We start from the raw sequence: 25,571 nt of genomic DNA, 5'->3' as shown, positions 1-25,571 counted from the left end.
CCCACTCCCGGCGCGCCACGACCCACCCGGCGGGCGACCCGAGCTCCAGGCGGTACCCGCCTGCGGACACCGGGCCCGCGGGGCGGACCTCGTCGGCGTCGAGCAGCGCGGCGAGCCCGTCGCGCACGGCGTCGCGGCCCCGGGCCAGCGCCAGCAGGTCGAGCGCCCGGGTCGGGGCGTCGACGAGCTCGTGCGGGTCGGCCGGGGTGACGCGCACGGCGTCCGGCCCGGTCCCGCGGACCCGGCGGCGGATCACCCGCGACAGCCGCTCGGCGGTGACCGCCCCGCCGACCAGCAGCTCGTCGAGCACCGAGCCCCCGTCCTGGGCGTGCACGGTCAGCGACAGGATGTTGCCGCCCACCTCGGCGACGGCGGCGGTGAGCCGGGCCAGCGCGCCGGCCTCGTCGGGCAGCCGGACGCGGACCTTGTGCAGCTCCGCGGGTGCGGCGGGCGTGGCGAGGTCGCCGACGACGCGCAGCACCGGCGCCGCGGCGGGGCCGTCCACCAGGGACTGCCCGGGCCCGACGGCGCGGTGCCCGACCGCGCGCAGCGCCGCCCACATCGTGACCTGGTTCGCGGTGAGGACGGGCTTGCCCAGCTCGCGCTCCAGACCGGCGATCGCGTCGTAGGTGGGCAGGTTGGTGCAGGAGACGAACACCGCCTGCGCGTCGGGGTGGTCGGCGGCGCGCACGGCGGCGACCACCTGCTCCGGCGACACCGTCCAGATGCGGCCGAGCAGGCCGAGGCCGTGCCGGGCGACCGTGGTGACACCGCCCTCGGCGAGGAAGGCGGCCAGCAGGCCGGTGAGGTCGTCGACATAGGGCGTGGCGACGGCGAGCCGGGTCACGCCCAGCTCCGCGCAGGCCTCGACCAGCGCGCCGGACGTCGTGACCGCCCGCGGGGCACCGGCCTCCAGCACCGCCGCACGCAGCGCGGCCTCCCCCGCCGCGCCGCCGACGAAGCTGCCCGAGGTGCACGAGTACGCGACCACCCCCGGTCCGGGGGTGAGCACGTCGGCCGCGGCACGGCGCACCGTGTCCGGGTCGGAGATGAGCCGGGCCTGCGCGGCGTCGGCCGGCGTCGCGGCGAACGGGGTGCGGGTGACGTGCAGGGTCACCTGCTCGGGTACCCAGCGCCACATCTCGCGGTCCAACGCGAAGTCGTAGGGGACGACGACACCCACCCGTGCATCCATAGCGGCCTCCATGACGCAACGATCACCGTCCATCGTTTCGGCCGCGGGTCGCCGCGGTATCGCGATGGTGAGGACGCCCGCCGGAGGCCTGTGGGTAGTGCCCGTTCTCGATCGTCCCGCTGCGCGCAGGATGCCAGCGCTTGCCGACGCTCCACATCGGTGCTACGCCGACCGGCGCCTGCGGTGCGCCGAGTGCGCTACGCGCCGGGCCACCCGTGCGGGTCGGTCCGCGGGCGCGCCGCCACCGCGCGCAGGAACGCCTCGGCGCGGGCCACCTCGGTGACGGTGAACGGCGCCGCCCGTCCGGCGACGATGCGGGTGCCGTCCGGCGCGGCCAGTTCCAGCTCGTGCTCGTCGCGTGCCCCGGGCTCGCCCGGGCCCGGGGTCCGCACGGACGATGCGCCGAGCAGCACGGCGACCCCCTCGGCGGGCGACGGACCGGCCGCGACGAGGTCCAGCGCCCGGGTCGGCGGGTCGACCAGGTCGTGCGGGTCGGCCGGGAGCACCAGCACCCCGCCCCCGGGGGCCGCACCGCACACCGCCACCGACAGCGCCCCGACGCTGCACGGCCCGGAGACCAGCAGCTCGTCGACGACCGAGCGGGCGTCCTGGCCGTGCACCGACAGGGCGAGGATGTTGCAGCCCAGCTGCGCCAGGGCCGCGGTCAGCCCGGCCAGGGCGCCCGGCTCGTCGGGCAGCCGGACGCGGACCCGGTAGAGGGCGTGCGCGGTCCCGGGGTCGGTACTCATCACCGTCCAGCGTGCGCCGCGGATGTTGCGGTCCCGTGTCGGCGCGGTGTCGGATGCGTCCCGCTCCGGGCCCGGGCGGGTCGTCACGGGCGGGCGTCGAGGTGCGCCAGTACGGCGAGGACGCGGATGTGGTCGTCGTCGGAGGCGGCGAGACCGAGCTTGCCCATGATCGAGCCGGTGTGGGTCTCGACGGTGCGTTCGGTCAGGTGCAGGCGTCGCGCGATGCCGCGGTTCGTGCGGCCCTCGGCCATCAGCGCCAGCACCTCGCGTTCGCGCGGGGTGAGCCGGGCGAGGCGGTCGGTCTCGCGGCGGTGCCCGATCAGCCGGGCGACGACCTCGGGGTCGAGCGCCGACCCCCCGGCCGCGACCCGGGTGAGCGCGTCGAGGAACTCGGCGACGTCGAGCACCCGGTCCTTGAGCAGGTAGCCGAACGCGCCGGTCCCGACGAGCTCGACCGAGTGCCGGGACTCCACGTGCTGGGAGAGCAGCACGACGGGGCGGCCGGGGTCGGCCTCGCGGATGGCACGGGCGGCGCGGGCGCCGTCGTCGGTGTGCCCGGGCGGCATCCGGACGTCGATGACGGCCAGGTCCGGCCGGTGGGCCAGCACCGCCTCCACGGTGGCCGGCGCGTCGCCCGCGGCCGCGACGACGTCGTGCCCGTCGGCGGTGAGGATGCGGACCAGACCCTCCCGGAACAGCGCCGAGTCCTCGCCGATCACGATCCGCACGGCAGCTCCGCGGTGACCTCGGTGCCGTCGTCGTCGCTGCGCACGGCCAGGGTGCCCCCGGCCGCGGCGACGCGGTCGGCCAGGCCGCCGAGCCCGTGCCCGGGGCGGACCGCGGCGCCGCCGGAGCCGTCGTCGCGGACCCGCACGCGCAGACCGGCGGCGCAGCGGGTGGCGCGGACCTCGACGCGGGTCGCGCCGGCGTGGCGCACGGTGTTGGTCAGGGCCTCGCCGACCACGTAGTAGGCGGTGAGGGCGACCGGGTCGGGCACGTCGAGCCAGTCCGGGTCGGCCCGCTCCGCCGTGCCGGGCGCGCCCGCCGGGCCGCGGGCGGCCGGGCCCGCCGTCGCCGGGACCGCGGCGGCCGGGACCGTCGCGGCCGCGGGCCGCGCGGCCGCGGCGGCCCCGTCCCGGGGCGACGGGACCGGCGCGACCGGCCGGAGCGCCGGCGCGGGCGGCTGCTCGTCGACGATCTCCAGCCGCACCGGCAGCGGCAGCCGCGCGGTGAGCCCGCGCAGGGCGGCGGGCAGCCCGTCGTCGAGCCCGGACGGGCGCAGGCCGTGGGCGATGCGGCGCAGCTCGGCCACCGCGGCCGCCAGCTCCGCGACGGCCTCGTCCAGCACCGCGTCCAGGGCCGACACCGGGTCGGTGTCGAGGCGGCGCTGCGCCAGCCGCAGGGTCATCCCGAGCGAGACCAGCCGCTGCTGGGCGCCGTCGTGCAGGTCGCGCTCCAGGCGGCGGCGCTCCGCGTCGCCGACCTCCAGCAGCCGCGCGCGGCCCGCCTCGGCCTCGGCCTGCGCCCGGCTCGCCTCCTGGCGCAGGCACACCACCTCGACCAGCAGCGCGGCGCCCTCGGCGACCTCCCGCAGCAGCGAGCGGGACACCCCGGCGGCCGCGACGACACCGACCCGGCGGCCGTCGCGGACCACCGGCACGACCCGGCCGCCGTCCGGGACGAGCGGGCGGCCCTCGGCGTCGACCAGGGTGTCGGCGTCCCCGCCCGGCGGCCGGTGCCCGACGACGAGCGTCGGGTCCCCGAGCGCGGCGCGCAGCCGCCCGGCCAGCTCCTCGGGCCGCGCGCGGCCGTCGCGGCTCTCCCGGGTCAGGGCGGCGACGGCGTCGAGCGCGGCCCGCCGGTGCGGGTCGATCCGGGCGTCGACGACACGGCGCAGCCGCACCCGCAGCGGCGCGAGCGCGGCCGCGCAGACCGCGGTGGCCGCGGCGGCGGTCGGCGCCGAGCCCTGGCCGGCCAGGGAGCCGACGGCGAACGCGACGGTGCTGTGCACGGCCAGCAGAGCGGCCGCCACGGCGGTCCAGGTGAGGGTGGCCGCGTACGCGCGGTCCACGTCGTAGAGCCCGTGACGCAGGACGGCGACCACGGTCGCGGCGGGGATCCCGACGTAGAGCCCCACCAGGCCGGCGACGACGAGGTCGGGTCCGTCGAGCAGCAGGTAGCTCGCCCAGCAGAGCAGCAGGGTGACCGGGATCCCCAGCCCGGCCAGCCCCAGCCAGCGCAGCTGCGCCCGCTCGACCGGGTCGGTGGTGCGGCGCCGGCGCAGCACCGGCGCCGTCCCCGCGGCGAGCAGGAGGACCCAGAACAGCCCGACCAGCACGACCGCAACCCCGGTCAGGGCGTCCGGGCCGGTGCCCAGGGTGTGCGGGAAACCCGCCGCCGGGTCGCGGTAGCCGCCGGGGGCCACGGCAACGGCCACCGCCGCCAGGACCGGGACGGCCGGCAGCCCGGCGGCGACCGCGCGGCCCCACCCCCGGGGCGGGCGCCCGTCGGGGAACACCAGCGCGAGCAGCGCGAACGGGACGAAGAACAGCATCCAGCTCATCTGCAGCACCAGCGGCACCACCCACCAGGCGCCCGGCGGCGACGCCCCGGCGGCGACGAGGTCCAGATAGCGGTCCCCCGCCCCGTTCAGCGCGGCCCCGGCCCCCGCGGCGGCCAGCAGCGGCGCGACCGCGAGCTGCGGGCGCCGCGCGGCGAGCAGCAGGGCGGGCGCGAGGGGGAGCACCGACAGCCCGCTCCACAGCAGCGGCTCGGCGAGCCCGGTCCCGGCCCGCGCCGCGAGCAGCGGACCGGCCACCGCGAGGACGCCGGTGACGGCGGCGAGCAGCAGCGTCGCCGCGCGGGGCCACGGTGTCGGCGCGGTCATCGTCGCAGGGTAGGACGGCGCGCGGGCCCGCGGAATCCGTGCGGGCACGGAGGTGCGGACCCGCCGTCGCCCCGATGCGGCGGGCGGTGTGCGCGCCGCATCGTGTCCGGCGTCCGACACCACCCACCGGAGGTCCTCGTGCACTCCTCACGTGTCATCGCCGGAGCCGTGCTCCTCGCCGTGTTCGGCGGGGTCCTGTCGCTGCTCGGCAACGTCATCGGCCCGCCGCCGTCGTCCGCGCCCGCCGTCGCCGCCTACGTCGGCCCCGTCACCGGGGTGCTCACCCTGGTGGGGCTGGGCCTGTGGTGGTGGCGGGGCAGCCGGGCCGCCCTGTGGGTGGCCGTCGTGGTGTCGGCGGTGTCGAACCTGCTGCCGCTGCTCGACGCGGCGAACCTGCCGGCCACGCTGCTCGTCACCGTGGCGGCGTCGCTGGCCCTGACCACGGTCGCGATCGCGCTGATCGCCCCGGCCCTGGTCGGGCCGCGCGCCGGGCGTACCGCACCCACGGGCTGACCGGGGTCGCGCCGCGTGCCCCGGCCGGGGGGCGGGGCACGCGGCGGGCGTCCGGCGCGGGTCAGCCGCAGACCGCGCCGTCGGCGGCCGAGGACACCAGCTTGGCGTACTTGCCCAGCACCCCGCGCCGGTTGGTCGGCTCCGGGCACACCCACTCCTCGCGGCGCCGCCGCAGCTCCGCCGGCTCGACGCCGATGTCGATGGTGCGGGCCTTCATGTCCAGGGTGACGGTGTCGCCGTCGCGCACCAGGGCGATCGGGCCGCCGTCGGCGGCCTCGGGCGCGACGTGCCCGACGCACAGCCCGGTCGTCGCACCGGAGAACCGGCCGTCGGTCACGAGCAGCACGTCCTTGCCGAGCCCGGCGCCCTTGATCCGGCCGGTGACGGCGAGCATCTCCCGCATCCCCGGCCCGCCGCGCGGGCCCTCGTAGCGGATGACCACGATCGTGCCGGGGGCGATCTCCCCGGCGTCGACGGCGTCGAGCGCGCCCTGCTCGCCGTCGAACACGCGGGCGGTGCCGGTGAAGGTGGCCGCGTCGAAGCCCGCGGACTTGACCACGGCGCCGTCGGGGGCCAGCGAGCCGCGCAGGATCGTCAGCCCGCCGGTGGGGTGGATGGGGTCGGCGAGGTCGTGGATGACGGCGCCGTCGAGCCCCGGCGGGTCCAGTTCGGCCAGGTTCTCCGCGACCGTGCGCCCGGTGACGGTCGGCGCGTCGCCGTGGATCAGCCCGGCGTCGAGCAGCGCCTTCATCACCACCGGCACCCCGCCGACCTGGTCGACGGCGTACATCAGGTGCCGGCCGAACGGCTTGACGTCGGCCAGGTGCGGGATCCGGTCGCCGACGGTGTTGAAGTCGTCCAGGGTCAGCGGGACCTCGGCCTCGCGGGCGATCGCGAGCAGGTGCAGGACCGCGTTGGTGGACCCGCCGAAGGCCATGACCACCGCGATCGCGTTCTCGAACGCCTCGCGGGTGAGCACCGTGCGTGCGGTCAGCCCCTTCGCGATCATCCCGACCGCGGCCTCCCCGGAGGCGCGGGCGACGCCGTCGCGGCGCCGGTCGACCGCGGGCGGGCTGGCCGAGCCGGGCAGCGCCATCCCCAGCGCCTCGGCGGCGGCGGCCATCGTGTTGGCGGTGTAGAAGCCGCCGCACGCGCCCTCGCCCGGGCACATGGCGCGCTCCAGTGCGTCGAGCTCGTCGGGGGTGATGAGCCCGCGGGCGCACGCGCCGATGCCCTCGAAGGCGTCGCCGATGTTGACCTCCCGGTCCCCGACCCGCCCGGGCATGATCGACCCGGCGTAGACGAACACGCCCGCGAGATCGAGCCGGGCGGCGGCCATGAGCATCCCGGGCAGCGACTTGTCGCAGCCGGCGAGCAGCACGGTGCCGTCGAGCCGCTCGGCCTCGACGACGGTCTCCACCGAGTCGGCGATGATCTCGCGGCTGACCAGCGAGTAGTGCATCCCCCGGTGGCCCATGGAGATCGCGTCGGACACCGAGATCGTGCCGAACTCCATCGGGTAGCCGCCCGCGGCGTGCACGCCCTCCTTCGCCGCCATCGCCAGGCGCTGCAGCGAGAGGTTGCACGGGGTGATCTCGTTCCAGGACGACGCGATGCCGATCTGCGGCTTGGCGAAGTCGTCGTCGCGCATCCCGACCGCGCGCAGCATGCTGCGGGCGGCGGTGGCGCCGATGCCGTCGGTGACCTGGTGGCTGCGGGGCTTGCTGGTCATGCGCGCTCCTGAGGGTGGCGGGCGTGGCTCGTCGCGGGGGCGATCCTCCCGCAGATCGTCGCGGGCAGCCCGTTTCCCGCCGCAACCCGTCGCTCGTCCGGGCGTATCCGTTGCCGTCCGTGATCGTTGGGCTGGTCGGCAGCACTGTCATTCACCCGAGAGGACCCGAGCGACACTCATGGCGCACACGAACGAACCCACTCCGCGACTCACCCGCCGTACCCGCGCGCTCGTCGTCGCTGCCGCCGGCCTGGTGATCGGTCTGGGGGCCGCCGGGACCGCGCTCGCGGCCGGCGAGGACGAGGGCGTCGGCGGCACCCCGTGCTCGGCCGCCGCGAAGGCCTGTGTGGACCTGGAGACCCAGCAGGCCTGGCTGATGAAGAACGGCGTCGTGACCTACGGCCCGGTCGACGTCGCCACCGGCGGGCAGGGCCGGGAGACCCCGACCGGCGACTTCGCGGTCTACGACAAGGACCGCGACCACCACTCCGCCGAGTTCGACGGCGCCCCGATGCCATGGTCGACCTTCTTCGCGCCCGGCGGCATCGCCTTCCACGAGGGCGACCGCGACTCCGGCTCGGCCGGCTGCGTGAAGATGACCAACCAGAACGCGACGGTGTTCTTCTCCAAGCTGGACAAGGGCGACCGCGTCGAGGTGCGCTGACACCTCCCGCCCGTACGCCGAAGGGCCCGCCGGAACTGTCCGGCGGGCCCTTCGGCGTGTGACGGTCGGTGCGTCAGCGGGCGCCGGCGGCGTCCCGGTCGCGACGCACGTTGGCCTTGCGGCCCTTCAGCGTCGTCGCACCGCGCAGCGAGCGCAGCACGTCGTCGGCGGCGTGCTCGGGCACCTCGACCAGCGAGTGACGCTCGTGGATCTGGATGGCGCCGATGTCGCGGCCCGACAGCCGGGACTCGTTGGCCAGCGCGCCCACGATGTCCTGCGGGCGCACGCCGGAGGCACGGCCCGCGGAGACGAACAGACGGGTCGCGCCGGCCTTCGGGGGCCGGGCACCCTGGCCGCGGGCGCCGCCGGGGCGGCCGTCGCGGTCGCGGCGCGGGCCCCGGTCACCGGGCGCGCCCGGGCGCCCGCCGCGGGCGCGGACCTCGGGGATCTCGATCTCGTCGTCGGGCACCGAGGTGCCGGCGCGGGCGAGGCGGATGGCCGCCGCGGCGACCGAGGCGAGGTCGTGGTCGCGGGCCAGTTCGACGACGAGCTGCTCCACACCGTCCTGCGGCTCGGCGTCGGCGTCCTGCCCGGCCTGCTCGCGCAGGGCCAGCGCGGTGCGGGCGAGCCGCACGGTGCGCAGGTCCTCCGGCGAGGGCACCGGCGCGCCGGGCACCGAGGAGCCGATCAGCCGCTCGATGTTGCGCAGGTGACGCACCGACCCCGGGGTCACCAGGGTGATCGCGACGCCCTCGCGCCCGGCGCGGCCGACCCGGCCGATGCGGTGCACGTAGGACTCCGGCGACGACGGCACGTCGTGGTTGACCACGTGGGTCAGCGAGTCGATGTCGAGACCGCGGGCCGCGACGTCGGTGGCGACCAGCAGCTCGGTGCGCCCGGCACGCAGGCGCTCGACGACGCGGGTGCGGTGCTCCTGGTCCATGCCGCCGTGCAGGGCCTCGGCGCGCAGCCCGCGCGCGGTGAGGGTCTCGGTGACGGCGTCGACGTCGGCGCGGGTGCGGCAGAACACGATGGCCGCGGTCGGCTGCTCCATCTCGAGCACCCGGCCCAGCGCGACGGTGACGTGGCTGCGCGGCACGTGGTACGCGGTCTGGCGGACCCGCGGGGCCTCGCCCTCGGGCGTGGCCTCCTTCTTGATCCGGATGTCGGCCGGGTCGGTCAGGTGCTCGCGGGCCAGGCTCTGGATGCGGCCGGGCATGGTCGCGGAGAACAGCACCGTCTGGCGGTCCGCCGGGGTGGCCCCGAGGATCGTCTCGATGTCCTCGACGAAGCCCATGTCGAGCATCTCGTCGGCCTCGTCCAGGACGGCGACCTCGATCGCGTCCAGCGCGAGCGCGCCACGGTTGATCAGGTCGATCGCGCGGCCCGGGGTGGCGACGACGACGTCGACGCCGCGGCGCAGCCGGCCCAGCTGCGGGCCGATCGGGGCGCCGCCGTAGACGGTGGCGACGCTCGCGCCCAGCACGGAGCCGTACTTGGTGATCGCGTCGCCGACCTGCATGGCCAGCTCGCGGGTCGGCGCCAGCACCAGGCCGAACGGCTTGGCGCCGCGGCCGGGGGCGGTGCGGCCGTCGGCCAGGCGCTGCAGCATCGGCAGCGAGAACGCCGCCGTCTTGCCGGTGCCGGTGGCGGCCTGGCCGAGCAGGTCGCGTCCGTCGATCAGCGTGCCGATCGCGGCGGCCTGGATCGGGCTCGGGGTCTCGTAGCCGAGCTCGTCGAGCGCGCTCAGCAGCTGGGGCGCCAGGCCCAGGTCGGCGAAGGTGGGGCCGGTCGGGGCGTCGGCCGTGTCGGTGTCCGCGGTCGCGGTGGTGATCTCGTCTCCGGAGTCGGTCAGGTCGGGGTGCTGTTCCAGCAGGGTGCTCACTCGGTCCTCAAGGCTCGCGCAGGGGGGTGCGCTGTGTCGTCGGGCGGCTCTCGCCCGCTCTCCCAGCCCGCCAGGCCCGCGCTCGGCATCTCGATGAGTGATGTGCCGGTGAACCCAGACCTCCGGGGCTCGCGGCCGTGCGTCGTCGCCGACGGCCGTCGATCGACCAGTGTGCCATGTCCCGGTACGCCCCGTCCGTCCGGGCCTGCGTGATCGAGGCCACCGATGCCGCTGGTCACGGCACCGGCGCGGGACGAGGGGGTGATCACCGGGCCGTGTCGCGTCAGCCCTTGCCGAACCCGGCCTTGCGCAGCGCCTCGGCCATCGCGTCGTTGACCGGGCCGCGGTCGGCCGGACGGCCGCCACCGGCCTTCTGCCCGCCGCGGGCGCCCCCGCCGCCCCCTGCGCCGCCGCGCCCGCCCCGGTCGCCGCCACGGCCGCGGTCGCCACCTCGCGGCCCGCCGCGGTCGCCACCTCGCGGCCCGCCGCGGTCACCGCCGCGGTCACCGCCGCCCCGCGGGCGCCCGCCGCCGCGCTCACCGCGGTCGGTGCGCTCGCCCCGCTCGCCGCCGCGCTCGCCGCCCCGGCCGCGGCCGCCGCCCTGCCCGCCGGCGCCGGGCTCGTCGTCGAGGCGCAGGGTCAGCGAGATCCGCTTGCGGGCCTCGTCGACCTCCAGCACCTTGACCTTGACCACGTCACCGGACTTGGCGACGTCGCGGGGGTCGGACACGAAGTCCTTGCTCATCGCGCTGACGTGCACCAGCCCGTCCTGGTGGACCCCGACGTCGACGAACGCGCCGAACGCGGCCACGTTGGTCACCACGCCCTCGAGCAGCATGCCGGGGCGCAGGTCGGAGATCCGGTGGACGCCGTCGGCGAAGGTCGCGGTGCGGAACGCCGGGCGCGGGTCGCGGCCGGGCTTCTCCAGCTCGGCGAGGATGTCGGTGACGGTCGGCAGGCCGACGGCGTCGTCGACGTACTCCTTGGGCTTGATCTGGTGCAGCCGCGCCGCGTTGCCCAGCAGGGCGGACACGTCGAGCTTCGTGCGCTCCACCATCCGGCGCACCACGGGGTAGGACTCGGGGTGCACGCCGGTGACGTCGAGCGGCTCCTCGCCGTCGCGGATGCGCAGGAAGCCCGCGCACTGCTCGAACGCCTTCGGCCCGAGCCGCGGGACCCCGCTCAGCGCGGTCCGGTTGCGGAACGGGCCGTTCTCGTCGCGGTGCGCGACGATCGCCCCGGCCAGGGACTCCGAGATCCCCGACACCCGGCGCAGCAGCGGCGCCGAGGCGGAGTTGACGTCCACCCCGACCGCGTTCACGCAGTCCTCGACGACCGCGTCGAGCGAGCGCGACAGCGAGGACTCGGGCAGGTCGTGCTGGTACTGGCCGACCCCGATCGACTTCGGGTCGATCTTCACCAGCTCCGCCAGCGGGTCCTGCAGCCGGCGCGCGATCGACACCGCGCCGCGCAGCGAGACGTCCATGTCGGGCAGCTCGGCCGAGGCGTAGGCCGACGCCGAGTACACCGAGGCGCCGGCCTCGGACACCATCACCTTGGTCAGCTTCAGGCCCGGGTTCGCGGCGATCAGCTCGCCGGCCAGGGCGTCGGTCTCGCGCGATGCGGTGCCGTTGCCGATCGCGACCAGCTCGACGGCGTGCTTCGCGCACAGCGCGGCCAGCGTCCGCAGCGACCCGGCGCGGTCGTTGCGGGGCTCGTGCGGGTAGATCACCGCGGTGTCGACGACCTTGCCGGTGCCGTCGACGACGGCGACCTTCACCCCGGTGCGCAGGCCCGGGTCGAGCCCGAGCGTGGCGCGGGTGCCGGCCGGTGCGGCGAGCAGCAGGTCGCGCAGGTTCGCCGCGAAGACGCCGATCGCGCCCTCCTCGGCGGCGGTGCGCAGCCGCACCCGGATGTCGATGCCCAGCGCGGTGAGCAGCCGCGTCCGCCACGCCCAGCGGACGACCCCGAGCAGCCACGCGTCGGCCGGGCGGCCCCGGTCGGCGACGCCGTACTCGGCGGCGATCATCCGCTCGTAGGCGGTGGGGGTGTCGTCGTCGCCGGCGTCGAGGGTGACGTCGAGCGCCTCCTCGGTCTCCCCGCGGAACGCCGCGAGGATCCGGTGCGACGGCAGCGTCGTGAACGCCTCGGAGAAGTCGAAGTAGTCGGAGAACTTGGCGGCGGCGGGGTCGTTCTCCTTGCCCGGGCGCACGGTGGTGACCAGCCGGCCGCGGCTCCACATGCGCTCGCGCAGGCCGCCGACGAGGTCGGCGTTCTCCCCGATCCGCTCGACCAGGATCGACCGGGCGCCCTCCAGGGCGGCACCGGCGTCGGCGACGTCGCCGCCCACGTGGCCCGACGCCGTCTCGTGCGGGTCGAGCGACGGGTCGGCCAGCAGCGCGTCGGCCAGCGGCTCCAGGCCCTGCTCGCGCGCGATCATCGCCTTGGTGCGGCGCTTGGGCTTGTAGGGCAGGTAGATGTCCTCGAGCCGGGCCTTGGACTCGGCGGCGAGGATCGTGGCCTCGAGCGCGGGGTCGAGCTTGCCCTGGGTCCGGATCGAGTCGAGGACGACCGCGCGCCGCTCCTCCAGCTCGCGCAGGTAGCGCAGCCGCTCCTCCAGGGTGCGGAGCTGGGCGTCGTCGAGCCCGCCGGTCGCCTCCTTGCGGTAGCGGGCGACGAACGGGACCGTCGAGCCCTCGTCCAGCAGGGCCACCGCGGCCCCGACCTGGTCCGGCCGGGCGCCGAGCTCGTCGGCGATGCGCTGGTTGATCGAGCGGAGCTGCTGGGTGTTCGGGGGTGCCGTGCCTGTCACCCGACCATCGTCGCGAACGGTGTCCGGGCCGCCACCGCCGGGTGGGGGCCGGCGCCGCGCGGCCGGTCAGGGCTGACCTGGGGTTTCCCCGTGCGGCGCCGCGGCGGCCGCGGCGGCGAGCCCGGCCGTCAGTGCCAGCACCATCCGGCTGTAGAGGTCCGGGGCGACGGCGCCCGGCGACCCCAGCCGGTACTCGCGCTGCAGGCCGTGGAACAGCGCGATCATCGCGGTGGCGACCTCCTCGTCGGGCACGCCCAGGTCGACCCCGCCGGCCAGACGGCCGCGTGCGACCAGCTCGGTCGCCTCGGCACGCACCCGGCTGTGGTGCCCGGCCAGTGCGGTGTGCAGCTCGGGGGTGCGCATCGCCGCGGCCCAGGTCTCGGCGTCGAGCAGGGTCGCGGGCCGCGAGCGCGCGGTCTCGAGCAACATCGCCTCCAGCTCGAGCAGGCCCTGCTCGGGAGCGACGTCGACGCCGGCGCGCACCCGGCCGAGGTCGCTGTCGAGGTAGGCGCTCATCAGCGCCCGGAACAGGTCCTGCTTGCTGCCGAACCGGCTGTAGATCGACCCGACCGAGACCCCCGCGACCCGGGCGATCTCGTCGACCGAGGCGCCGTCGTAGCCCCGCTCGGCGAAGACGTCGGCGGCCGCGTCCAGCAGCGCCGCCCGGGTGCGTGCCACCGCGTCGTCGCGGCTCTCCCGGCGGCGGCCCCCGCCCCTGTCTCCCCGCATGCCGTCCCCCTCGTCCGCTCCCCCGTGCCACCGGAGGGCCCCTGTGCGGCGGCCCGGCGCCCCGTCCGCGCGCGCTCCGGCCCCGATCATCGCCGTCGCGGGCGCCGGTGTCGCGTCCGCCGGGCCCGTGACCACACCCGCAGTGTGGCCGACGACCGGGCCGGGGACCGAGCCCGTGCCCGCCCACCTGCCGCCGGGACGGACCGCCGTACCCGATCCTGATGATCCGGCACCGGAGGGACGTAACGGACTATCCGGATCCTCCCGACTCACCGCACGTCAGGACGGCGCGGGGAGGACACATGGGCGACGACGACCGGAGCGGGATCGAGGCGCGGTGGGCGGCGATGCGGGCCGACGCCCGCGCGACGGCCCCGGGCGGGGCACGGACGGCGGATCCGGCGGCCCTGGCGGACCCGGCGGCCCCCGGGCACCCGCAGCCCTCGCGCGTGCGGCGGTGGGCCCGGGCCGCGGTCGCGCTGACGGCCGTCGCCGCCGCGGCGTTCGCCGCCGGCTGGGTCACCGGCATCGGGGGCGTGGAGGTCCTGACGTCCTCGGTGGCCGCGCACCGCGACGTCGCGGCGCCGCCGGCCACCCGGCCGGCGGTCCCCGTGGGCGGGCCCGCACCGACCCCGGCACCCACCACGGCACCCACCACGGCACCGGCCTCGGACCCCGCCCCGGCCGGCGGGTACCACCCCGCGCACTACGTGTACGAGGTCACCGCCAACCACCCGGTCGCGCTGTCCTACCTGGACGCGCAGGGCGAGCACACCGAGGTGGCGAGCACGGTGGCGCCGTGGCGGCTGGAGGTCCCGACCGGACGGTGGGGCCGGGACGCGGAGCCGCAGCTGATCGTGCGCAGCACGTCCGGGCGCGGCGACGCGCAGGTGTCCTGCCGCGTCACCGACCCGACGGGGCGGGTGGTCGCCACCGACGACACCGCCGAGGCCGACGCCATCGCGTGGTGCTGGGTGTTCTGACCGGCCTCACCAGGTGACGGGCAGCGCCCGCACACCCCCGGTGAACTGCTCGGACCGCACGTCCAGCTCGTCGGGCCCGACGGCGAGGCGCAGGCCGGGCAGGCGCCGGAACAGCCGGGAGAACACCGTCGCCAGCTCGGTGCGGGCCAGGCTGGCGCCGATGCAGAAGTGCCCGCCGTAGCCGAAGGACACGTGCGGGTTCGGCCGCCGGGTGGGGTCGAAGGCGTCGGCGTCGTCGAACACCTCGGCGTCCCGGTTCGCCGACGCGGTCGAGATCATCACCGCGTCGCCGCGCCGGATCACGACCTCGCCGACCTCGACGTCGTCGTGGGCGTAGCGCAGCAGCCCGAGCCCGCCGGGGGCGGACAGGCGCAGCACCTCCTCGACGGTGCCGTGCAGCCGGCCCTCGATGTCGGCGACGAACGCGTCGCGGCGCGCGGGGTCGGTGACCAGCAGCAGCACGCCCAGGTCGATCCGCCCGACGGTCGTCTCGTGCCCGGCGAACAGCAGACCGGCCGCGAGCCGGGTCATCTCGGCCTCCCCGAAGGAGGGGTCGGCCTCCTGCGCCCGGACCAGGTCGGTCACGACGTCCTCGCCGGGCTGCGCGCGCTTGAGCGCGGCGAGACGGCCCATGTAGGCGCGGAACTCGGTCATCGCGGTCTCGGCGTCGCCGCCGGAGCGGATCGTCGCGACCCGCTCGGACAGTCCGTTGAAGTAGCCTCGGTCGGCGAAGGGCACCCCGAGCAGCTCGCAGATCACCAGCACCGGCAGCGGGAACGCGAGGTGGGCGTGCAGGTCGGCGACGCCGTCCGGCGCGGCCTCCTTCGCGGCGACGAGGTCGTCGAGGCAGCCGTCGACGAGCTCGGCGACGTGGTCGCCCAGCAGCCGCATCCGCTTCGCCGAGAACGCGGGGACCAGCAGCGAGCGCAGCCGGTCGTGCTCGGCCTTCTCGGTCTCGTAGGAGCCGCTGGGGCCGTTGAGGATCGCCGCCTCCGACACCTTCGCGGCCTGCTCGGGTGCGGGGTGCGAGCGCCCGAGGCGGGGGTCGGCGAACAGCGCGCGGGCCTCGGCGTGCCGGGTGACCAGCCACGCCGGGTCGCCGACCGGCGTGCGCACCGGCACGATCGGGCCCTCGCGCCGCAGCACCGCGTACAGCGGCGCGACGTCGATGACGTTCGGACGGTCGAAGGGCAGCTGCGGAGCCTCGGCGGTCGTCACGCAGATAACGGTAGCCAACTATCGGATGACCCCGCAACCGGCGATGTTGTCGCCGGCAACGATCGTTCCCGACGTCCTGTTCGTCCCCGCCGACGGGCGGTGGGCGCGCCCGCGCGCGATGCTGGGGCGGTGCTGAGAGGCCTGGTGACGGCGTCCGCCGCCGCGATCGTGCTGATCCTTCCCGGCTGCGCCGCCGCCCCCGGCGGGGACACCCCGGCCGCGCCGGGCCGCGCCGGGGCGCCGGTGCGCTTCGCCGAGCCGCTCCCGCCACCGGCCGAGCCCGGCGTCGCTCCCCCGGTGGCCACGGCCCCGGCGGGCCGGACGGTCGCGGTCGGCGCCGTCCCCGAGGGCATCGTCGCCGACGGGCCGACCCGCCGCGTCGCGGTCGGGGTGCGGCAGCCGGACCGGCTGGTGCTGCTCGACGCCGACACCGCCGCGGTGACCGCGCGGGTGCCGCTGCCCGGCGTGCTGCGCCACCTGCAGCTCGCGGCCCCCGGCGGACCGGTGCTGGTCCCGAGCGAGAGCGCGAACGGGCTGCTGCGGGTGACCCTGCCCGAGGGCCGCGTGTCCTCGGAGGTCATGACCGGCCCGATGGCCCACGACGCCACGGAGACCGCGGCGGGCACCGTGTTCGTCGCGAACGAGGCGGGCGGCAGCGTCTCGGTGGTCCGCGGGAACGAGGTGGTCCGGCAGCTGACCGACGTCACGCAGCCGGCCGGGCTCGCCCCCGTCGGCGGCCGGGTCGGGCTGATCGACGTCCGCGAGAACAGCCTGACCGTCTACGACGCCGCGACCGGCGACGGCATCCGCGAGCTCCCCGCCGGCGACGGGCCCACCCACCTGGTCGCCGACCGGCACGGGCGGATGATCGCCACCGACACGCGCGGCGGCCACGTCATCGTGTTCGACCCGTCGGGCACGCCGTCGGAGGTCGGGCGGGTGGACCTGGCGGGCGAGCCGTACGGCATCACCTACGACCCGGTGCGCGACCGGGTCTGGGTCACCGCGAGCGGGGCGAACCTGCTGGTCGGCTACGACATGACCGCGCCGACCCCGCGGGAGGTCGCCCGGATCCCGACCGTGCGCCAGCCCAACACCGTCGCCGTCGACCCGGAGACCGGGCGCCTGTTCGTCACCGGCACCGCCGAGGGTGTCGTGCAGGTCATCGACGGGCCCTGAGCGCGGGCAGCAGCACGTCCTCGCACACCGCCCGCAGGTACCCCGCCCCCGCGACGGCGGCCGGCCCGTCGAGCAGCGACGGGGCCACCACCGCCCCCGCGAGCAGGTGGGGCAGGTGCCGTGCCGCCGGCGGCACGGCGGGCAGCTCGCCGCGCTCCACCGCCCGCCCGACGAGTGCCCGCACGGCCTCGACCTGGGGCAGCAGCCGCGTCGACAGGGCCGCGAGCAGCGCCGGGTCGCGCCGGCCGGCATCGGCGAGCCCGAGCACGATCGGCACGTCGATGCGCGCCCGCGCCGCCAGCAGGTCGGCGACCGCGGCGAGGTCGCCCGCCAGCGACCCGGTGTCGATCCGGTCGATCGCGAGCGGCCCGCCCGCCGTGACCGCCTCGACGACGAGCGCCGCCTTGTCACCCCACTGCCGGTAGAGCGTCGCCTTGCTGGTGCGGGTCGCGGCCGCGACGGCCTCGACCGTCGTCGACTCGTAGCCGCGCTCGGCGACCAGGTCGCTGGTGGCGGCGAGCACCGCCCGGCGCCGCTCCGGCGGGAACCGGCCGGTCACTCGCGGCGCAGGAAGAACAGGAACGGGTGGGTCAGCCCGCGCATGTCCATCGCGCCGAGCACGGTGGCGTCGTCGACGCGGCGGAAGACGTCGTGGATCGGCAGGTCGTCGTAGCACATGGTGGCGCTGGCGACCCCGCGGTACTCGGTGGTGCGCAGCCGGGCCTTCGGCGCGCGGGTCGCGAGCGCGGGCCCGGCGGTGCGGGCGATCCGGGCGACCGCGGCGTGGCGCAGCGCGGCCGGGTAGCGCAGCAGCGCGGGCAGCGGGACGAGCGCGGGGTTGAGGCTGAAGCGGCCGCCGCGCGGGTGGTCCATGACGAGCGGGTGGACCTCGTCGACGCCGTCGAACCGCTTGCCGTGCCAGCCGAACCGGCCCAGCAGCCCGTCCATCGGGTTCCCGGTCGGGACCTCGCCGCCCGACCAGTCACCGAGCATCTCCTCCACGCGCACAGCGGGCAGCGCGTCGAAGAAGGACAGGCCCTCCTCGAGCGTGGCACCGTGCGCGAGGTGGCGCAGCGTGTCGGCCGGGGCGGTGCTGGTCATGGCGGTCTCCATCGAAACGGCGTCGTTTCGATGGAGACTACCGGCCCGCTCGGGGAGAAGTCCCGGTCGGCCGTCGGCCCAGGTCGTCGCGGGACCGCCGGCTCGCCCGGACGACACACGCGCACTCGGACATCCTCCGGGGCGTAACGGACCAAGCGGGCGCGCCGAAAGTTCCAGGGCGGGCGATCGCGCTCGGGACGTGGGGGCGGAAGCAGATGATCGACGACGGACGTCTGGGGGACTACCGGCTCGTCGGGCTGCTCGGGCGCGGCGGGATGGGTGAGGTCCATCGTGCTGTGGACACCCGGCGCGCGCGGCCGGTCGCGTTGAAGGTCCTCCGGCCCGATGTGGCGGATGACCCGGAGTTCCGCGAGCGGTTCCGTCGTGAGGCCGGCGCCACAGCGGCCATGCAGAGTCCCCACATCGTCCCCATCCACGACTTCGGCGAGATCGACGGACATCTCTTCATCGACATGCCGCTGATCCACGGCATGGGCCTCGACGCCGTACTCGGCCACGGGCCGCTCGCGCCGCACAGGGCGGTCACCGTCATCGGCCAGGTCGCCGAGGGACTCGTCCACGCCCACGGACACGGAGTGCTGCACCGCGACGTGAAACCGTCGAACATCCTCCTGACTCCGGCCGACTTCGTGTACCTCGTCGATTTCGGCATCGCCTACCGTGCGGGCGGCACCGATCCCCACCTGACCGCGACCGGGACGGCCATCGGGACCTGGGCCTACATGGCGCCCGAGCGGTTCGACGCCGGCGCCGTCGACGCCCGATCGGACGTCTACTCACTCGCGTGCGTTCTCGCGGAGTGCCTGCTCGGTCGACGCCCATTCGACGGCACGGGCCCGGCGTCGCTCATGAAGGCGCACCTCGCGGCCGAGCCACCGAGGCCGTCCCGGGAGCGACCGGACATCCCGCCCGCGCTCGACGAGGTCATCGCGCGCGGCATGGCCAAAGATCCCGCGCACCGCTTCGGCTCGGCACGGGAGCTTGCGGCGGCCGCGGCGGCCGCCCTGTCCGCGCCCGCTTCCACCCGGGTCCGGCCGACGACGCACGACGCTGCGAGACCTGCCGCGGCGACGTCTCGGCGGCGCCTCGTCCTCGCCGGTGTCGGCGCCGCGGCCCTGGCGATGACGCTCGCTGCCGGGATCGGGCTCGGACGGATGACCGACGGGGCCACCGCCGCGACGCCGTCGCCCGTCGCGGACACCGGAGCCGCGGCCACGGGCAGTTCCGTGGCCCGGCCGCCGACCACTCCCGAAGCTCGGAGCGGCACCGTCTTCGGAGCAGGTCAGTCGGACGGCTACACCTACACCGTCGACGCGAACTACCCGGTGCATCTGATCTACACCGACGCTGCTGGAGATCAGGTCACCGCAGGCGAGACGCCCGCACCGTGGTCGCTGGTCTTCGACACGAGCCGATGGGGTTCCGACGCCCGCCCGCAAGTCTCGGCCTACACGATGTCGAACCGCGGCGACAGCTACGTCGAGTGCACGATCACCGACGCCGACGGACGGGTGGTCGTGACCCAGCGCAAGGAGACGGCGAACGCGATGGTCATGTGCATGGCGTTCTGAGTCGCGTCCGGGCGAGCCGCCCGCTCAGCGCAGCTCGGCGCCCTTCGTCTCCGGCAGCGTGAGCACCGCGACGAAGGAGATCACCGCCCCGACGGCGACGTAGACGAAGAACAGGATCGCCAGGTCGGCGGCCTGCAGCGACTGCACGACCAGCGGCGCGGTGCCGCCGAACACGGCGACGGTCAGGTTGTACCAGGCGCCGATCCCGAGACCGCGGACCGACGTCGGGAACAGCTCGCTCATGATCGCCGGCGCGATGGAGGTCATCATCGTGTAGAGGCCCAGCCCCACCACGAACACGACGAGCATGTTCCAGAACCCGGGGCCGATCAGGAACGACAGCGGCACGACCAGGATCGCCGTCGCCGCGGACCAGACGAGCATCTGCGGCTTGCGCCCGTACCGGTCGGCGGCGGCGCCCATCGGGTACTGCAGCAGCACGAACAGCGCGGTGGCGATGGACAGGGCCAGGAACACCTCGGTCGCGTCGGCCCCGCGCGACTTCGTCGCGAACGGCGTGAGCGCGGAGAAGAAGGTGTAGTAGCACAGCGTGTGCAGGATGGTGAAGCCCACGAGCTGCGCGACGGCCCTCGGGTGCTCACGCAGCGTCAGCATCAGCGGGTTCTTGATGCGCGCCGCGGTCTCCTTGTTCTGCTCGAACTGCTCGGTCTCGTCCATCCGGCGCCGCATCCACAGCCCGACGACGCCCAGCACGCCGCCCAGCAGGAACGGGATCCGCCAGCCCCAGGCGGCGAGCTGGTCCTCGGTCAGCGACGCGGCCAGCACGAACCCGGTCAGCGACGCGATCAGCACCGCGGTGCCGGTCGAGATGTAGAAGAACGAGGAGTAGCGCCCGCGCCGCTCGCGCGGCGCGATCTCGGCGAGGTAGGCCGAGGCGTTGGAGACCTCGCCGCCCAGCGACATGCCCTGGGCGATGCGCGCCAGCAGGAGCAGCACCGGCGCGAGCCAGCCGACCATCGCGAAGGTCGGCAGCAGGCCGATCACGAACGACCCGCCGGCCATCAGCAGGATCGTCACCAGCATCGCCGTCCGGCGGCCCCTGAGGTCGGCGAAGCGGCCCAGCAGCAGCCCGCCCAGCGGGCGGAAGAAGAACGCGAGCGCGTAGGTGGCGAGGGTGGAGATGAGCGCCAGCGTCGCGTTCTCCGGCGGGAAGATCTGGGTCGCGAAGTAGATCGAGAACGTCGCGTAGATCGTCCAGTCGTACCACTCGACGGCGTTGCCGATGGACGCCGCGACGAGCGTGCGTACCGGCAGCCGGTGACGTTCCGTGGACGCTGTGGTGGGTGCCTGGGACACGGTTCCCCCTGACGTGTCGGCCGACGGTCGACGAACCGTAACCGTTGCGGACCGACAAATCGACCGGACGGGTCAGGAGAGGACCAGGCCGACCAGCGTCGCCGTGCCGAACACCGCGGTGAGGACGTGCCCGAGGACGGCGAGGGTCCGCCGGCCGCGCCGGGCGCCGAGCACGACGGCGGTCGTCCAGGGTAGGTACCCGAGCAGCGCGACACCCAGGAACGGCAGCGTCGACGCGGCCAGCACCCCGGTCGTCCCCGACGCGACGGCGCGGTCCCCGGCGGGCGTCAGCCGGGCCGCGACGACGTCGCCGGCCGCGGAGTCCGGCGAGGCGCCGACGACGACCGGCACCCCGCCGGCGTCGGGCCGGAACAGGCCGTGGCAGTCGTGGCGTCCCTCCCCCAGGTCCGTGCAGCCGGTGACCTGCAGGACGCCCGGGGTGCCGGCCGCACCGGCCGCGAGCCGCAGGTCGTCCACGGCGAACCAGATGCACGCGGCGCCGAGCAGCAGCCACAGCGCGAGCAGGAAGCCCATCCAGCCGGGTGCGGGCGTGTCCGGGTCGTCCCAGTCGACCTCGACGTCGCGACCCGCCCGCCCACCCATGTCCCGAGTATCTCCGCCGGTGCGGCGCGGGCCATCGTCAGTCGTCGGTACGTCGTCCGGTCGCCGGGGTCGCCACCACCTGGTACGCCGGTGAGGATCACGAGCCGACCGCAGGAGCGCCGCGATGCCGCTGTCCCACCCCACCGACGACTTCCGCCTCGCCTACGACCGCCACGGCGAGCCGGGTGCGCCGCCGGTGCTGCTGCTGCACGGCTGGCCGGGCGACCGGACCGACATGGGCGCGGTTGCCGGGCGGCTGGCCGGGTCGCACGACGTCGTCGTCCCGGACCTGCGGGGGTTCGGCCACTCCGACAAGCACGACCGCGACCCGGCCGAGGCCTACTCGGCGGCGGCGCAGGCCCGCTCGCTCGTCGCGCTGCTCGACGAGCTCGGCCTGTCCGGGGTCGTCGTCGCCGGCTGCGACGTCGGCAGCCGGGTCGGCCAGCAGCTCGGCCTCGACCGGCCCGACCTGCTGCGCGCGCTCGTGCTGACCCCGCCCGCGCCCGGCGTCGGCCCGCGGATCCTCGCCGAGGACCCGATGCGCGAGTTCTGGTACCAGTCCTTCCACCAGCTCGACCTGGCCCGCGAGCTCGTCGACGGCGACACCGCCGCGACCCGGGCCTACCTGCGGCACTTCTGGTCGCACTGGTCCGGCCCGGACTTCACCCCCGGCGACGAGCGCCTCGACCAGCTCACCGCCGTCTACGGCCCGCCGGGTGCCTTCGTCGCGTCGGTCGGCTGGTACCGCGCCGGGGGCGGGGTGGTCGCACGGTCGCTGGCCGAGACGGTGCCCGACCCGGCGGACCGGATCGCCGTCCCGACGACGTTCCTGTGGCCCGAGCACGACCCGCTCTTCCCCCGCGACTGGTCCGACCGGGTCGGGGAGTTCTTCACCGACGTCACCGTCACCCCGGTCGACGGCGTCGGGCACTTCGTCCCGGTCGAGGCCCCCGACGCGGTCGCCGCCGCCGTCTCCGCGGCGACCGCGCCGTAGCGGTCCCGGCGGGTGCGAGGATCCGGTCATGGGCCTGCCACGGGTGCACGACGACGGCGCCGTCCGCACCATCACCCTCGACCGCCCGGAGGCGGCGAACGCGCTGCGGCTCGACGACGTCGACGCGGTCGCCGCCGCGGTCACCGACCTGCCGCCCGCGGTGCGGGTGGTCGTGCTGACCGGGGCCGGGGACCGGGCGTTCGGCGCCGGGATGCACCTGGAGGTGTTCCGCTCGGCGGCACCCGGCGACGGCCGGGCGATCATCTCCCGGCTGGCGGACTGCCTGCGCGCGGTGCGCACCGCACCGGTCCCGACGATCGCCCGGCTCAACGGCGCCTGCCTGGGCGCGGCGTTCGAGCTGGCACTGGCGTGCGACCTGCGCGTGGCCCACACCGGGGTGCGGGTCGGGCTGCCGGAGGTCCGCCTGGGGATCCCCTCCGTGGTCGACGCGGCCCTGCTCCCCCGCTACGTCGGCGACTCCCTGGCCGCCGAGATGGTGCTGCTCGGCGGGGTGCACGCCCTGGACTCGTTCGACGCGCGCTCGCTGGTCAACCGGCTCGTCACCGACCCGTCCGGTCTGGACGGCGCCGTCGCCGGGCTGGTGGCGGAGCTGCTCGTCCCCACCCGGGAGGTCCTCGCCGCGCAGAAGGCGCTGGTCGGCACGTGGCGCGAGCAGGGCCTGACCGCCTCGGTGGAGGCCAGCGTGGACACCTTCGCCGAGGTGTTCGCGCTTCCCGCGACCCGCGCCGCGATCGCGCGCTACCGGCCGTAGGGTCGGCGCATGGCCGTCACGACCAAGATCGCCGACCTGACCGGGCCCGGGTACACCGACCGCTTCGGGATCGGCGGCACCGACCTCGGCATCCTCGCGACCGCCCCGGACGGCCGGCTCGTGGCCGTGTTCGGTGACACCTTCGACCGCGCCGGCGTCGGCGGCCCGGGCTGGCGCTCGCCGGTCGTGCTGTTCGCCGACCCGCACGACTTCCGCGGCGGCCTGCGCTGGACCGGCTCGGGCGGCGACGCCGCCGACTACGCCTGCCGGCTCGTCAGCAAGCCCGCGACGAACTGGTTCCGGCTGCACCGGCGCGTCACCACGATCCTGCCCGCCGACGTCATCACCCTCGGCGACACGATGTACCTGCACGTCATGGCCAACAAGGGCCTCGGCAACGTGCTGTGGAGCGAGATCATCGCCTCCCGCGACGGCGGCGTCACCTGGGAGCGGACCGGCTGCGACTGGCCCGGCCACCACCACGACGGCCTGTTCCAGCAGCTCACCTGGTGCGACGGCGGCGACGGCTGGGTCTACGCCTACACGACCGGCTTCCAGCGCCGCGACGGGCTGCTGCTGCACCGGGTGCCCGCCGACCGGATCACCGACCGCGACGCCTGGGAGCCGTGGGGCTTCGCCGGGGAACGCTGGGACTGGGGCAACCCGCCGACGCTGACGATCCCGGGCGCCTTCGGCGAGCTCAACCTGCGCCGCGTCCCCGGCCCGGACGGGCGCGAGCACCTGCTGCTGACGTTCTTCGACGCCGGCAGCTACCGCATCGACGCGATGCTGCTCGACCGGCCGAACGCCGACCTGCACCGCGCCCCGCGCACCACCCTGCTGTCGGGCTGCGGCTGGGACGACGAGGACCACGCCACCGGCCGGGTCGCCCAGCTCTACGGCGGCTACGTAGTGCCCGGCTCCACGCTCGACGACCTGCACCTCGTCGTCAGCCAGTGGAACACCACGACCAACTGGCCCTACCGCGCCATGCAGTTCCGGACGGACGCCACCGCGCTGCTGCAGGCGGAGCAACCGACCGCCGGGACGTCCTGAGAACTGGGTATCGCCAACCCGGGTCCGCATCCGGCGGGCCCGCCCGCTCGTAGGTCACGGCATGACCCCGCACCCCGAGGGGACGCGTCCGTTCACGGCCACCGTCGTCCTCACCGGATGCCCGCTGACACCGGGCGAGCTGCGCGCACTGGCCCGGATGCTGCCCGAGCTCGCCCGGGTCCGGACCGCCCGCCGCGGCGGCGAGCTGAGCCTGCAGGCGACCCTCGTCGACGTCGACCCGCACGCCGCGGCCCGGCGGCTGCGCCGGGCCGTGCCCCGGCTGCTGACCGGCTTCCCCGGCGTCGTCGCCGCCGTCACCACCGGACCCGCGGCGCGGACGCGCGCGTGGCCGTCGTGGTGGCGCGGCCCCGCGCACCGGGTGCCTAGTCCCCGGGCGGCAGGAGGCTGAGGTACCAGCGGCCCCGTTCCTCGGTGACCGACAGCGTGACGAGCAGCGGTCCGGAGCGGACCTCGGCGCGGTCCTGCCCCGCCGGCAGCAGCGCCGGCGACCCGGCCGCGCGCAGCCGCTCGGCGTAGTCGACGGCGAAGCCGCGGTCCGGCGCGTCGAGCAGCAGCTCGTGCAGGCGGGCGCCGTCGCCGGTGTCCAGCGCCGCCTGCGCCCGGGAGAACAGCTGCGCCCGGTCGGCGGCGCCCTGCTCCCCGGTGCCCGCGATCAGGACCACCGTGCCGGCGATCCACACGCCGGCGAGCGCGACGGCGACCCACCCCAGCAGGGTGCGGGTGCTGGCAGGTCGTCTCATCAGCGCAGCACTGTGTCACACCGGGGCACCGCTCGCTGCCTGCCGGTCGCCGTTCACCGCTCCGGGCGGGTGATCGCCCGAACCCGGGCGGGTACCCGCGTCGTAGACGGGGTGGGAGGTGGTCGGCGGTGGCCCGATGGTGGCGGCCCGTGCTGCTGGTGGTGCTGGTGGCGGCCGGCTCGGCCGTGCTGCTGGTGACCGGCTGGCCCACGGTCGAGGGCGTCCGCGCGACGACGTCGGCCGCCGGCTGGGCGGCGCCGGTCCTGTTCACGCTGCTGTTCACCGCGTTCACGCTGGTCCCGGCCCCCGCGACGGTCATGGGCGTGGCCGCCGGGGTGCTGTTCGGGCTGCCGGTGGGCCTCGCGACGACGATGACGGCCGTCGCCGCCGGGTCGCTGATCGGCTTCGCGCTGTCGCGGTCGCTGGGCCGCGAGGTCGTCGCCGGGATCGGCGGCGCCCGCGTCGCCCGCCTCGACGCGCGGCTGCGCCACGGCGCACTGTGGACCGTCGCCGGCGGACGGCTGCTGCCGGTGATCCCGTTCCCGGTGCTGAGCTACGCCTGCGGGCTCACCGCCGTCCGGCTGCGGGACTACCTCGCCGGGTCGGTGCTGGGCGTGCTGCCCTCGGCGGTGGCGTTCGTGACGATCGGCGCCTACGGCGGCGACCCCGGCTCGGTGCCGTTCGTGCTCGCCGTCGCGGGGCTCGTGGTCCTGGCCGGAGCCGCCGCCGTCGCGTCGCGGAGGCGGCGACGCGCCCCCGCGACGCCCGGCGACCGGCACCTCAGCTCCGCCGGCGGCTGACCGCGCGGCGCCGCGGCACCGGTCGCCCC

23 protein-coding genes and 1 pseudogene are annotated in these 25,571 nt (G+C 76.1%); 10 read left to right on the top strand and 14 right to left on the bottom strand.

The features are described 5' to 3' along the window. Nucleotides 1–502 precede the first annotated feature (502 nt). The 4 genes and pseudogenes from WJX68_RS25285 to WJX68_RS01590 form a co-directional block, all read right to left on the bottom strand. Nucleotides 503–1,228 (bottom strand): annotated as a pseudogene (locus tag WJX68_RS25285) (maleate cis-trans isomerase family protein); the annotation flags it as partial. 164 nt (nucleotides 1,229–1,392) lie between these two features. Then, on the bottom strand, nucleotides 1,393–1,944 hold the full coding sequence (locus tag WJX68_RS01600; RefSeq protein ID WP_340285683.1) for an ACT domain-containing protein: 552 nt from the start codon (nucleotides 1,942–1,944) through the stop codon (nucleotides 1,393–1,395). Nucleotides 1,945–2,027: 83 nt separating this feature from the next. After that, nucleotides 2,028–2,672: a response regulator gene (locus WJX68_RS01595; protein WP_340285681.1), complete on the bottom strand. Its 645-nt coding sequence runs from the start codon at nucleotides 2,670–2,672 to the stop codon at nucleotides 2,028–2,030. After that, nucleotides 2,660–4,831 carry a sensor histidine kinase gene (locus WJX68_RS01590; RefSeq protein WP_340285680.1) on the bottom strand — a complete coding sequence of 724 codons (2,172 nt, stop codon included), beginning with the start codon at nucleotides 4,829–4,831 and terminating at the stop codon, nucleotides 2,660–2,662. Before WJX68_RS01590 ends, WJX68_RS01595 begins: the two co-directional genes overlap by 13 nt. A 138-nt stretch (nucleotides 4,832–4,969) precedes the next feature. Between WJX68_RS01590 and WJX68_RS01585 the strand changes: the two genes are divergently transcribed. Next, nucleotides 4,970–5,344 (top strand): hypothetical protein, encoded by a 375-nt coding sequence (locus WJX68_RS01585; protein ID WP_340285678.1) that lies wholly within the window; start codon nucleotides 4,970–4,972, stop codon nucleotides 5,342–5,344. A gap of 61 nt (nucleotides 5,345–5,405) precedes the next feature. Here WJX68_RS01585 and ilvD read toward each other — a convergent pair whose 3' ends face one another. Further along, a complete protein-coding gene (gene ilvD / locus WJX68_RS01580) occupies nucleotides 5,406–7,076 on the bottom strand; it encodes a dihydroxy-acid dehydratase (protein WP_340285677.1) in 1,671 nt (556 codons plus the stop codon). A 178-nt stretch (nucleotides 7,077–7,254) separates the two neighbouring features. On the opposite strand from ilvD, the gene WJX68_RS01575 reads away from it, so the two are divergent. Then, on the top strand, nucleotides 7,255–7,740 hold the full coding sequence (locus WJX68_RS01575; protein WP_340285676.1) for a L,D-transpeptidase: 486 nt from the start codon (nucleotides 7,255–7,257) through the stop codon (nucleotides 7,738–7,740). 73 nt (nucleotides 7,741–7,813) lie between these two features. On the opposite strand, the gene WJX68_RS01570 is transcribed toward WJX68_RS01575, so the two are convergent. From WJX68_RS01570 to WJX68_RS01560, 3 genes are all read right to left on the bottom strand, one after another. Beyond that, nucleotides 7,814–9,625, bottom strand: a complete 1,812-nt coding sequence (locus WJX68_RS01570; protein WP_340285674.1) for a DEAD/DEAH box helicase — start codon at nucleotides 9,623–9,625, stop codon at nucleotides 7,814–7,816. A gap of 283 nt (nucleotides 9,626–9,908) precedes the next feature. Then, the gene (locus WJX68_RS01565) at nucleotides 9,909–12,437 is read right to left on the bottom strand and encodes a Tex family protein (protein WP_340285672.1); all 2,529 of its coding nucleotides are present in this window, start codon (nucleotides 12,435–12,437) and stop codon (nucleotides 9,909–9,911) included. Nucleotides 12,438–12,503: 66 nt separating this feature from the next. Next, complete coding sequence (locus WJX68_RS01560; RefSeq protein ID WP_340285671.1) at nucleotides 12,504–13,166, bottom strand: TetR/AcrR family transcriptional regulator; 663 nt, start codon at nucleotides 13,164–13,166, stop codon at nucleotides 12,504–12,506. Between the two features lie 302 nt (nucleotides 13,167–13,468). Between WJX68_RS01560 and WJX68_RS01555 the strand changes: the two genes are divergently transcribed. Beyond that, entirely contained in the window at nucleotides 13,469–14,149 is a 681-nt protein-coding gene (locus WJX68_RS01555) for an MmpS family transport accessory protein (protein ID WP_340285670.1), read from the top strand. A 6-nt stretch (nucleotides 14,150–14,155) separates the two neighbouring features. Here WJX68_RS01555 and WJX68_RS01550 read toward each other — a convergent pair whose 3' ends face one another. Further along, nucleotides 14,156–15,367, bottom strand: coding sequence for a cytochrome P450 (locus WJX68_RS01550; protein ID WP_340285669.1), 1,212 nt, complete (start codon nucleotides 15,365–15,367; stop codon nucleotides 14,156–14,158). A gap of 129 nt (nucleotides 15,368–15,496) precedes the next feature. Between WJX68_RS01550 and WJX68_RS01545 the strand changes: the two genes are divergently transcribed. Continuing rightward, on the top strand, nucleotides 15,497–16,546 hold the full coding sequence (locus tag WJX68_RS01545; protein ID WP_340285667.1) for a YncE family protein: 1,050 nt from the start codon (nucleotides 15,497–15,499) through the stop codon (nucleotides 16,544–16,546). Here the strand turns inward: WJX68_RS01545 and WJX68_RS01540 are convergent. Together WJX68_RS01540 and WJX68_RS01535 are read right to left on the bottom strand one after the other, a co-directional pair. Then, entirely contained in the window at nucleotides 16,530–17,105 is a 576-nt protein-coding gene (locus WJX68_RS01540) for a TetR/AcrR family transcriptional regulator (RefSeq protein ID WP_340285666.1), read from the bottom strand. The two genes, WJX68_RS01545 and WJX68_RS01540, sit on opposite strands and share 17 nt — an antisense overlap. Continuing rightward, entirely contained in the window at nucleotides 17,102–17,647 is a 546-nt protein-coding gene (locus WJX68_RS01535) for a DUF4334 domain-containing protein (protein WP_340285664.1), read from the bottom strand. Before WJX68_RS01535 ends, WJX68_RS01540 begins: the two co-directional genes overlap by 4 nt. 215 nt (nucleotides 17,648–17,862) lie before the next feature. Here WJX68_RS01535 and WJX68_RS01530 point away from each other — a divergent pair, with 215 nt between their 5' ends. After that, nucleotides 17,863–19,239: a serine/threonine-protein kinase gene (locus tag WJX68_RS01530; protein ID WP_340285663.1), complete on the top strand. Its 1,377-nt coding sequence runs from the start codon at nucleotides 17,863–17,865 to the stop codon at nucleotides 19,237–19,239. 24 nt (nucleotides 19,240–19,263) lie between these two features. On the opposite strand, the gene WJX68_RS01525 is transcribed toward WJX68_RS01530, so the two are convergent. After that, the gene (locus tag WJX68_RS01525; RefSeq protein WP_340285662.1) at nucleotides 19,264–20,556 is read right to left on the bottom strand and encodes an MFS transporter; all 1,293 of its coding nucleotides are present in this window, start codon (nucleotides 20,554–20,556) and stop codon (nucleotides 19,264–19,266) included. Between the two features lie 72 nt (nucleotides 20,557–20,628). Beyond that, the gene (locus WJX68_RS01520) at nucleotides 20,629–21,159 is read right to left on the bottom strand and encodes a hypothetical protein (protein ID WP_340285661.1); all 531 of its coding nucleotides are present in this window, start codon (nucleotides 21,157–21,159) and stop codon (nucleotides 20,629–20,631) included. Nucleotides 21,160–21,283: 124 nt separating this feature from the next. Here WJX68_RS01520 and WJX68_RS01515 point away from each other — a divergent pair, with 124 nt between their 5' ends. The 4 genes from WJX68_RS01515 to WJX68_RS01500 all read left to right on the top strand — a co-directional run bounded on the left by WJX68_RS01515 (nucleotide 21,284) and on the right by WJX68_RS01500 (nucleotide 24,390). Continuing rightward, a complete protein-coding gene (locus tag WJX68_RS01515; protein WP_340285660.1) occupies nucleotides 21,284–22,153 on the top strand; it encodes an alpha/beta fold hydrolase in 870 nt (289 codons plus the stop codon). 28 nt (nucleotides 22,154–22,181) lie between these two features. After that, nucleotides 22,182–22,925, top strand: coding sequence for an enoyl-CoA hydratase/isomerase family protein (locus WJX68_RS01510; protein WP_340285659.1), 744 nt, complete (start codon nucleotides 22,182–22,184; stop codon nucleotides 22,923–22,925). Nucleotides 22,926–22,934: 9 nt separating this feature from the next. Then, on the top strand, nucleotides 22,935–23,981 hold the full coding sequence (locus WJX68_RS01505) for a DUF4185 domain-containing protein (RefSeq protein ID WP_340285658.1): 1,047 nt from the start codon (nucleotides 22,935–22,937) through the stop codon (nucleotides 23,979–23,981). A 61-nt stretch (nucleotides 23,982–24,042) separates the two neighbouring features. Then, nucleotides 24,043–24,390 carry a hypothetical protein gene (locus WJX68_RS01500; RefSeq protein WP_340285657.1) on the top strand — a complete coding sequence of 116 codons (348 nt, stop codon included), beginning with the start codon at nucleotides 24,043–24,045 and terminating at the stop codon, nucleotides 24,388–24,390. Here the strand turns inward: WJX68_RS01500 and WJX68_RS01495 are convergent. Next, on the bottom strand, nucleotides 24,365–24,742 hold the full coding sequence (locus WJX68_RS01495) for a hypothetical protein (RefSeq protein WP_340285656.1): 378 nt from the start codon (nucleotides 24,740–24,742) through the stop codon (nucleotides 24,365–24,367). The genes WJX68_RS01500 and WJX68_RS01495 overlap by 26 nt on opposite strands. A gap of 128 nt (nucleotides 24,743–24,870) precedes the next feature. Between WJX68_RS01495 and WJX68_RS01490 the strand changes: the two genes are divergently transcribed. Continuing rightward, a complete protein-coding gene (locus tag WJX68_RS01490) occupies nucleotides 24,871–25,542 on the top strand; it encodes a TVP38/TMEM64 family protein (protein ID WP_340285655.1) in 672 nt (223 codons plus the stop codon). Nucleotides 25,543–25,571 lie beyond the last annotated feature (29 nt).

The sequence above is a fragment of the Pseudonocardia spirodelae genome, assembly GCF_037727765.1.
Lineage (GTDB): Bacteria > Actinomycetota > Actinomycetes > Mycobacteriales > Pseudonocardiaceae > Pseudonocardia > Pseudonocardia spirodelae.
The sequence above is the reverse complement of the archived record's forward strand: the minus strand, read 5'-3'. Positions and strand labels throughout refer to the sequence as shown.

Excerpts from the sequence above, each read along its gene's own strand:
- WJX68_RS01600 (WP_340285683.1), bottom strand. The coding sequence starts at position 1,944 with ATGAGTACCGACCCCGGGACCGCGCACGCCCTCTACCGGGTCCGCGTC.
- WJX68_RS01590 (WP_340285680.1), bottom strand. The coding sequence starts at position 4,831 with ATGACCGCGCCGACACCGTGGCCCCGCGCGGCGACGCTGCTGCTCGCC.
- ilvD (WP_340285677.1), bottom strand. The coding sequence starts at position 7,076 with ATGACCAGCAAGCCCCGCAGCCACCAGGTCACCGACGGCATCGGCGCC.
- WJX68_RS01575 (WP_340285676.1), top strand. The coding sequence starts at position 7,255 with ATGGCGCACACGAACGAACCCACTCCGCGACTCACCCGCCGTACCCGC.
- WJX68_RS01560 (WP_340285671.1), bottom strand. The coding sequence starts at position 13,166 with ATGCGGGGAGACAGGGGCGGGGGCCGCCGCCGGGAGAGCCGCGACGAC.
- WJX68_RS01555 (WP_340285670.1), top strand. The coding sequence starts at position 13,469 with ATGGGCGACGACGACCGGAGCGGGATCGAGGCGCGGTGGGCGGCGATG.
- WJX68_RS01535 (WP_340285664.1), bottom strand. The coding sequence starts at position 17,647 with ATGACCAGCACCGCCCCGGCCGACACGCTGCGCCACCTCGCGCACGGT.
- WJX68_RS01530 (WP_340285663.1), top strand. The coding sequence starts at position 17,863 with ATGATCGACGACGGACGTCTGGGGGACTACCGGCTCGTCGGGCTGCTC.
- WJX68_RS01520 (WP_340285661.1), bottom strand. The coding sequence starts at position 21,159 with ATGGGTGGGCGGGCGGGTCGCGACGTCGAGGTCGACTGGGACGACCCG.
- WJX68_RS01515 (WP_340285660.1), top strand. The coding sequence starts at position 21,284 with ATGCCGCTGTCCCACCCCACCGACGACTTCCGCCTCGCCTACGACCGC.
- WJX68_RS01510 (WP_340285659.1), top strand. The coding sequence starts at position 22,182 with ATGGGCCTGCCACGGGTGCACGACGACGGCGCCGTCCGCACCATCACC.
- WJX68_RS01505 (WP_340285658.1), top strand. The coding sequence starts at position 22,935 with ATGGCCGTCACGACCAAGATCGCCGACCTGACCGGGCCCGGGTACACC.
- WJX68_RS01500 (WP_340285657.1), top strand. The coding sequence starts at position 24,043 with ATGACCCCGCACCCCGAGGGGACGCGTCCGTTCACGGCCACCGTCGTC.
- WJX68_RS01495 (WP_340285656.1), bottom strand. The coding sequence starts at position 24,742 with ATGAGACGACCTGCCAGCACCCGCACCCTGCTGGGGTGGGTCGCCGTC.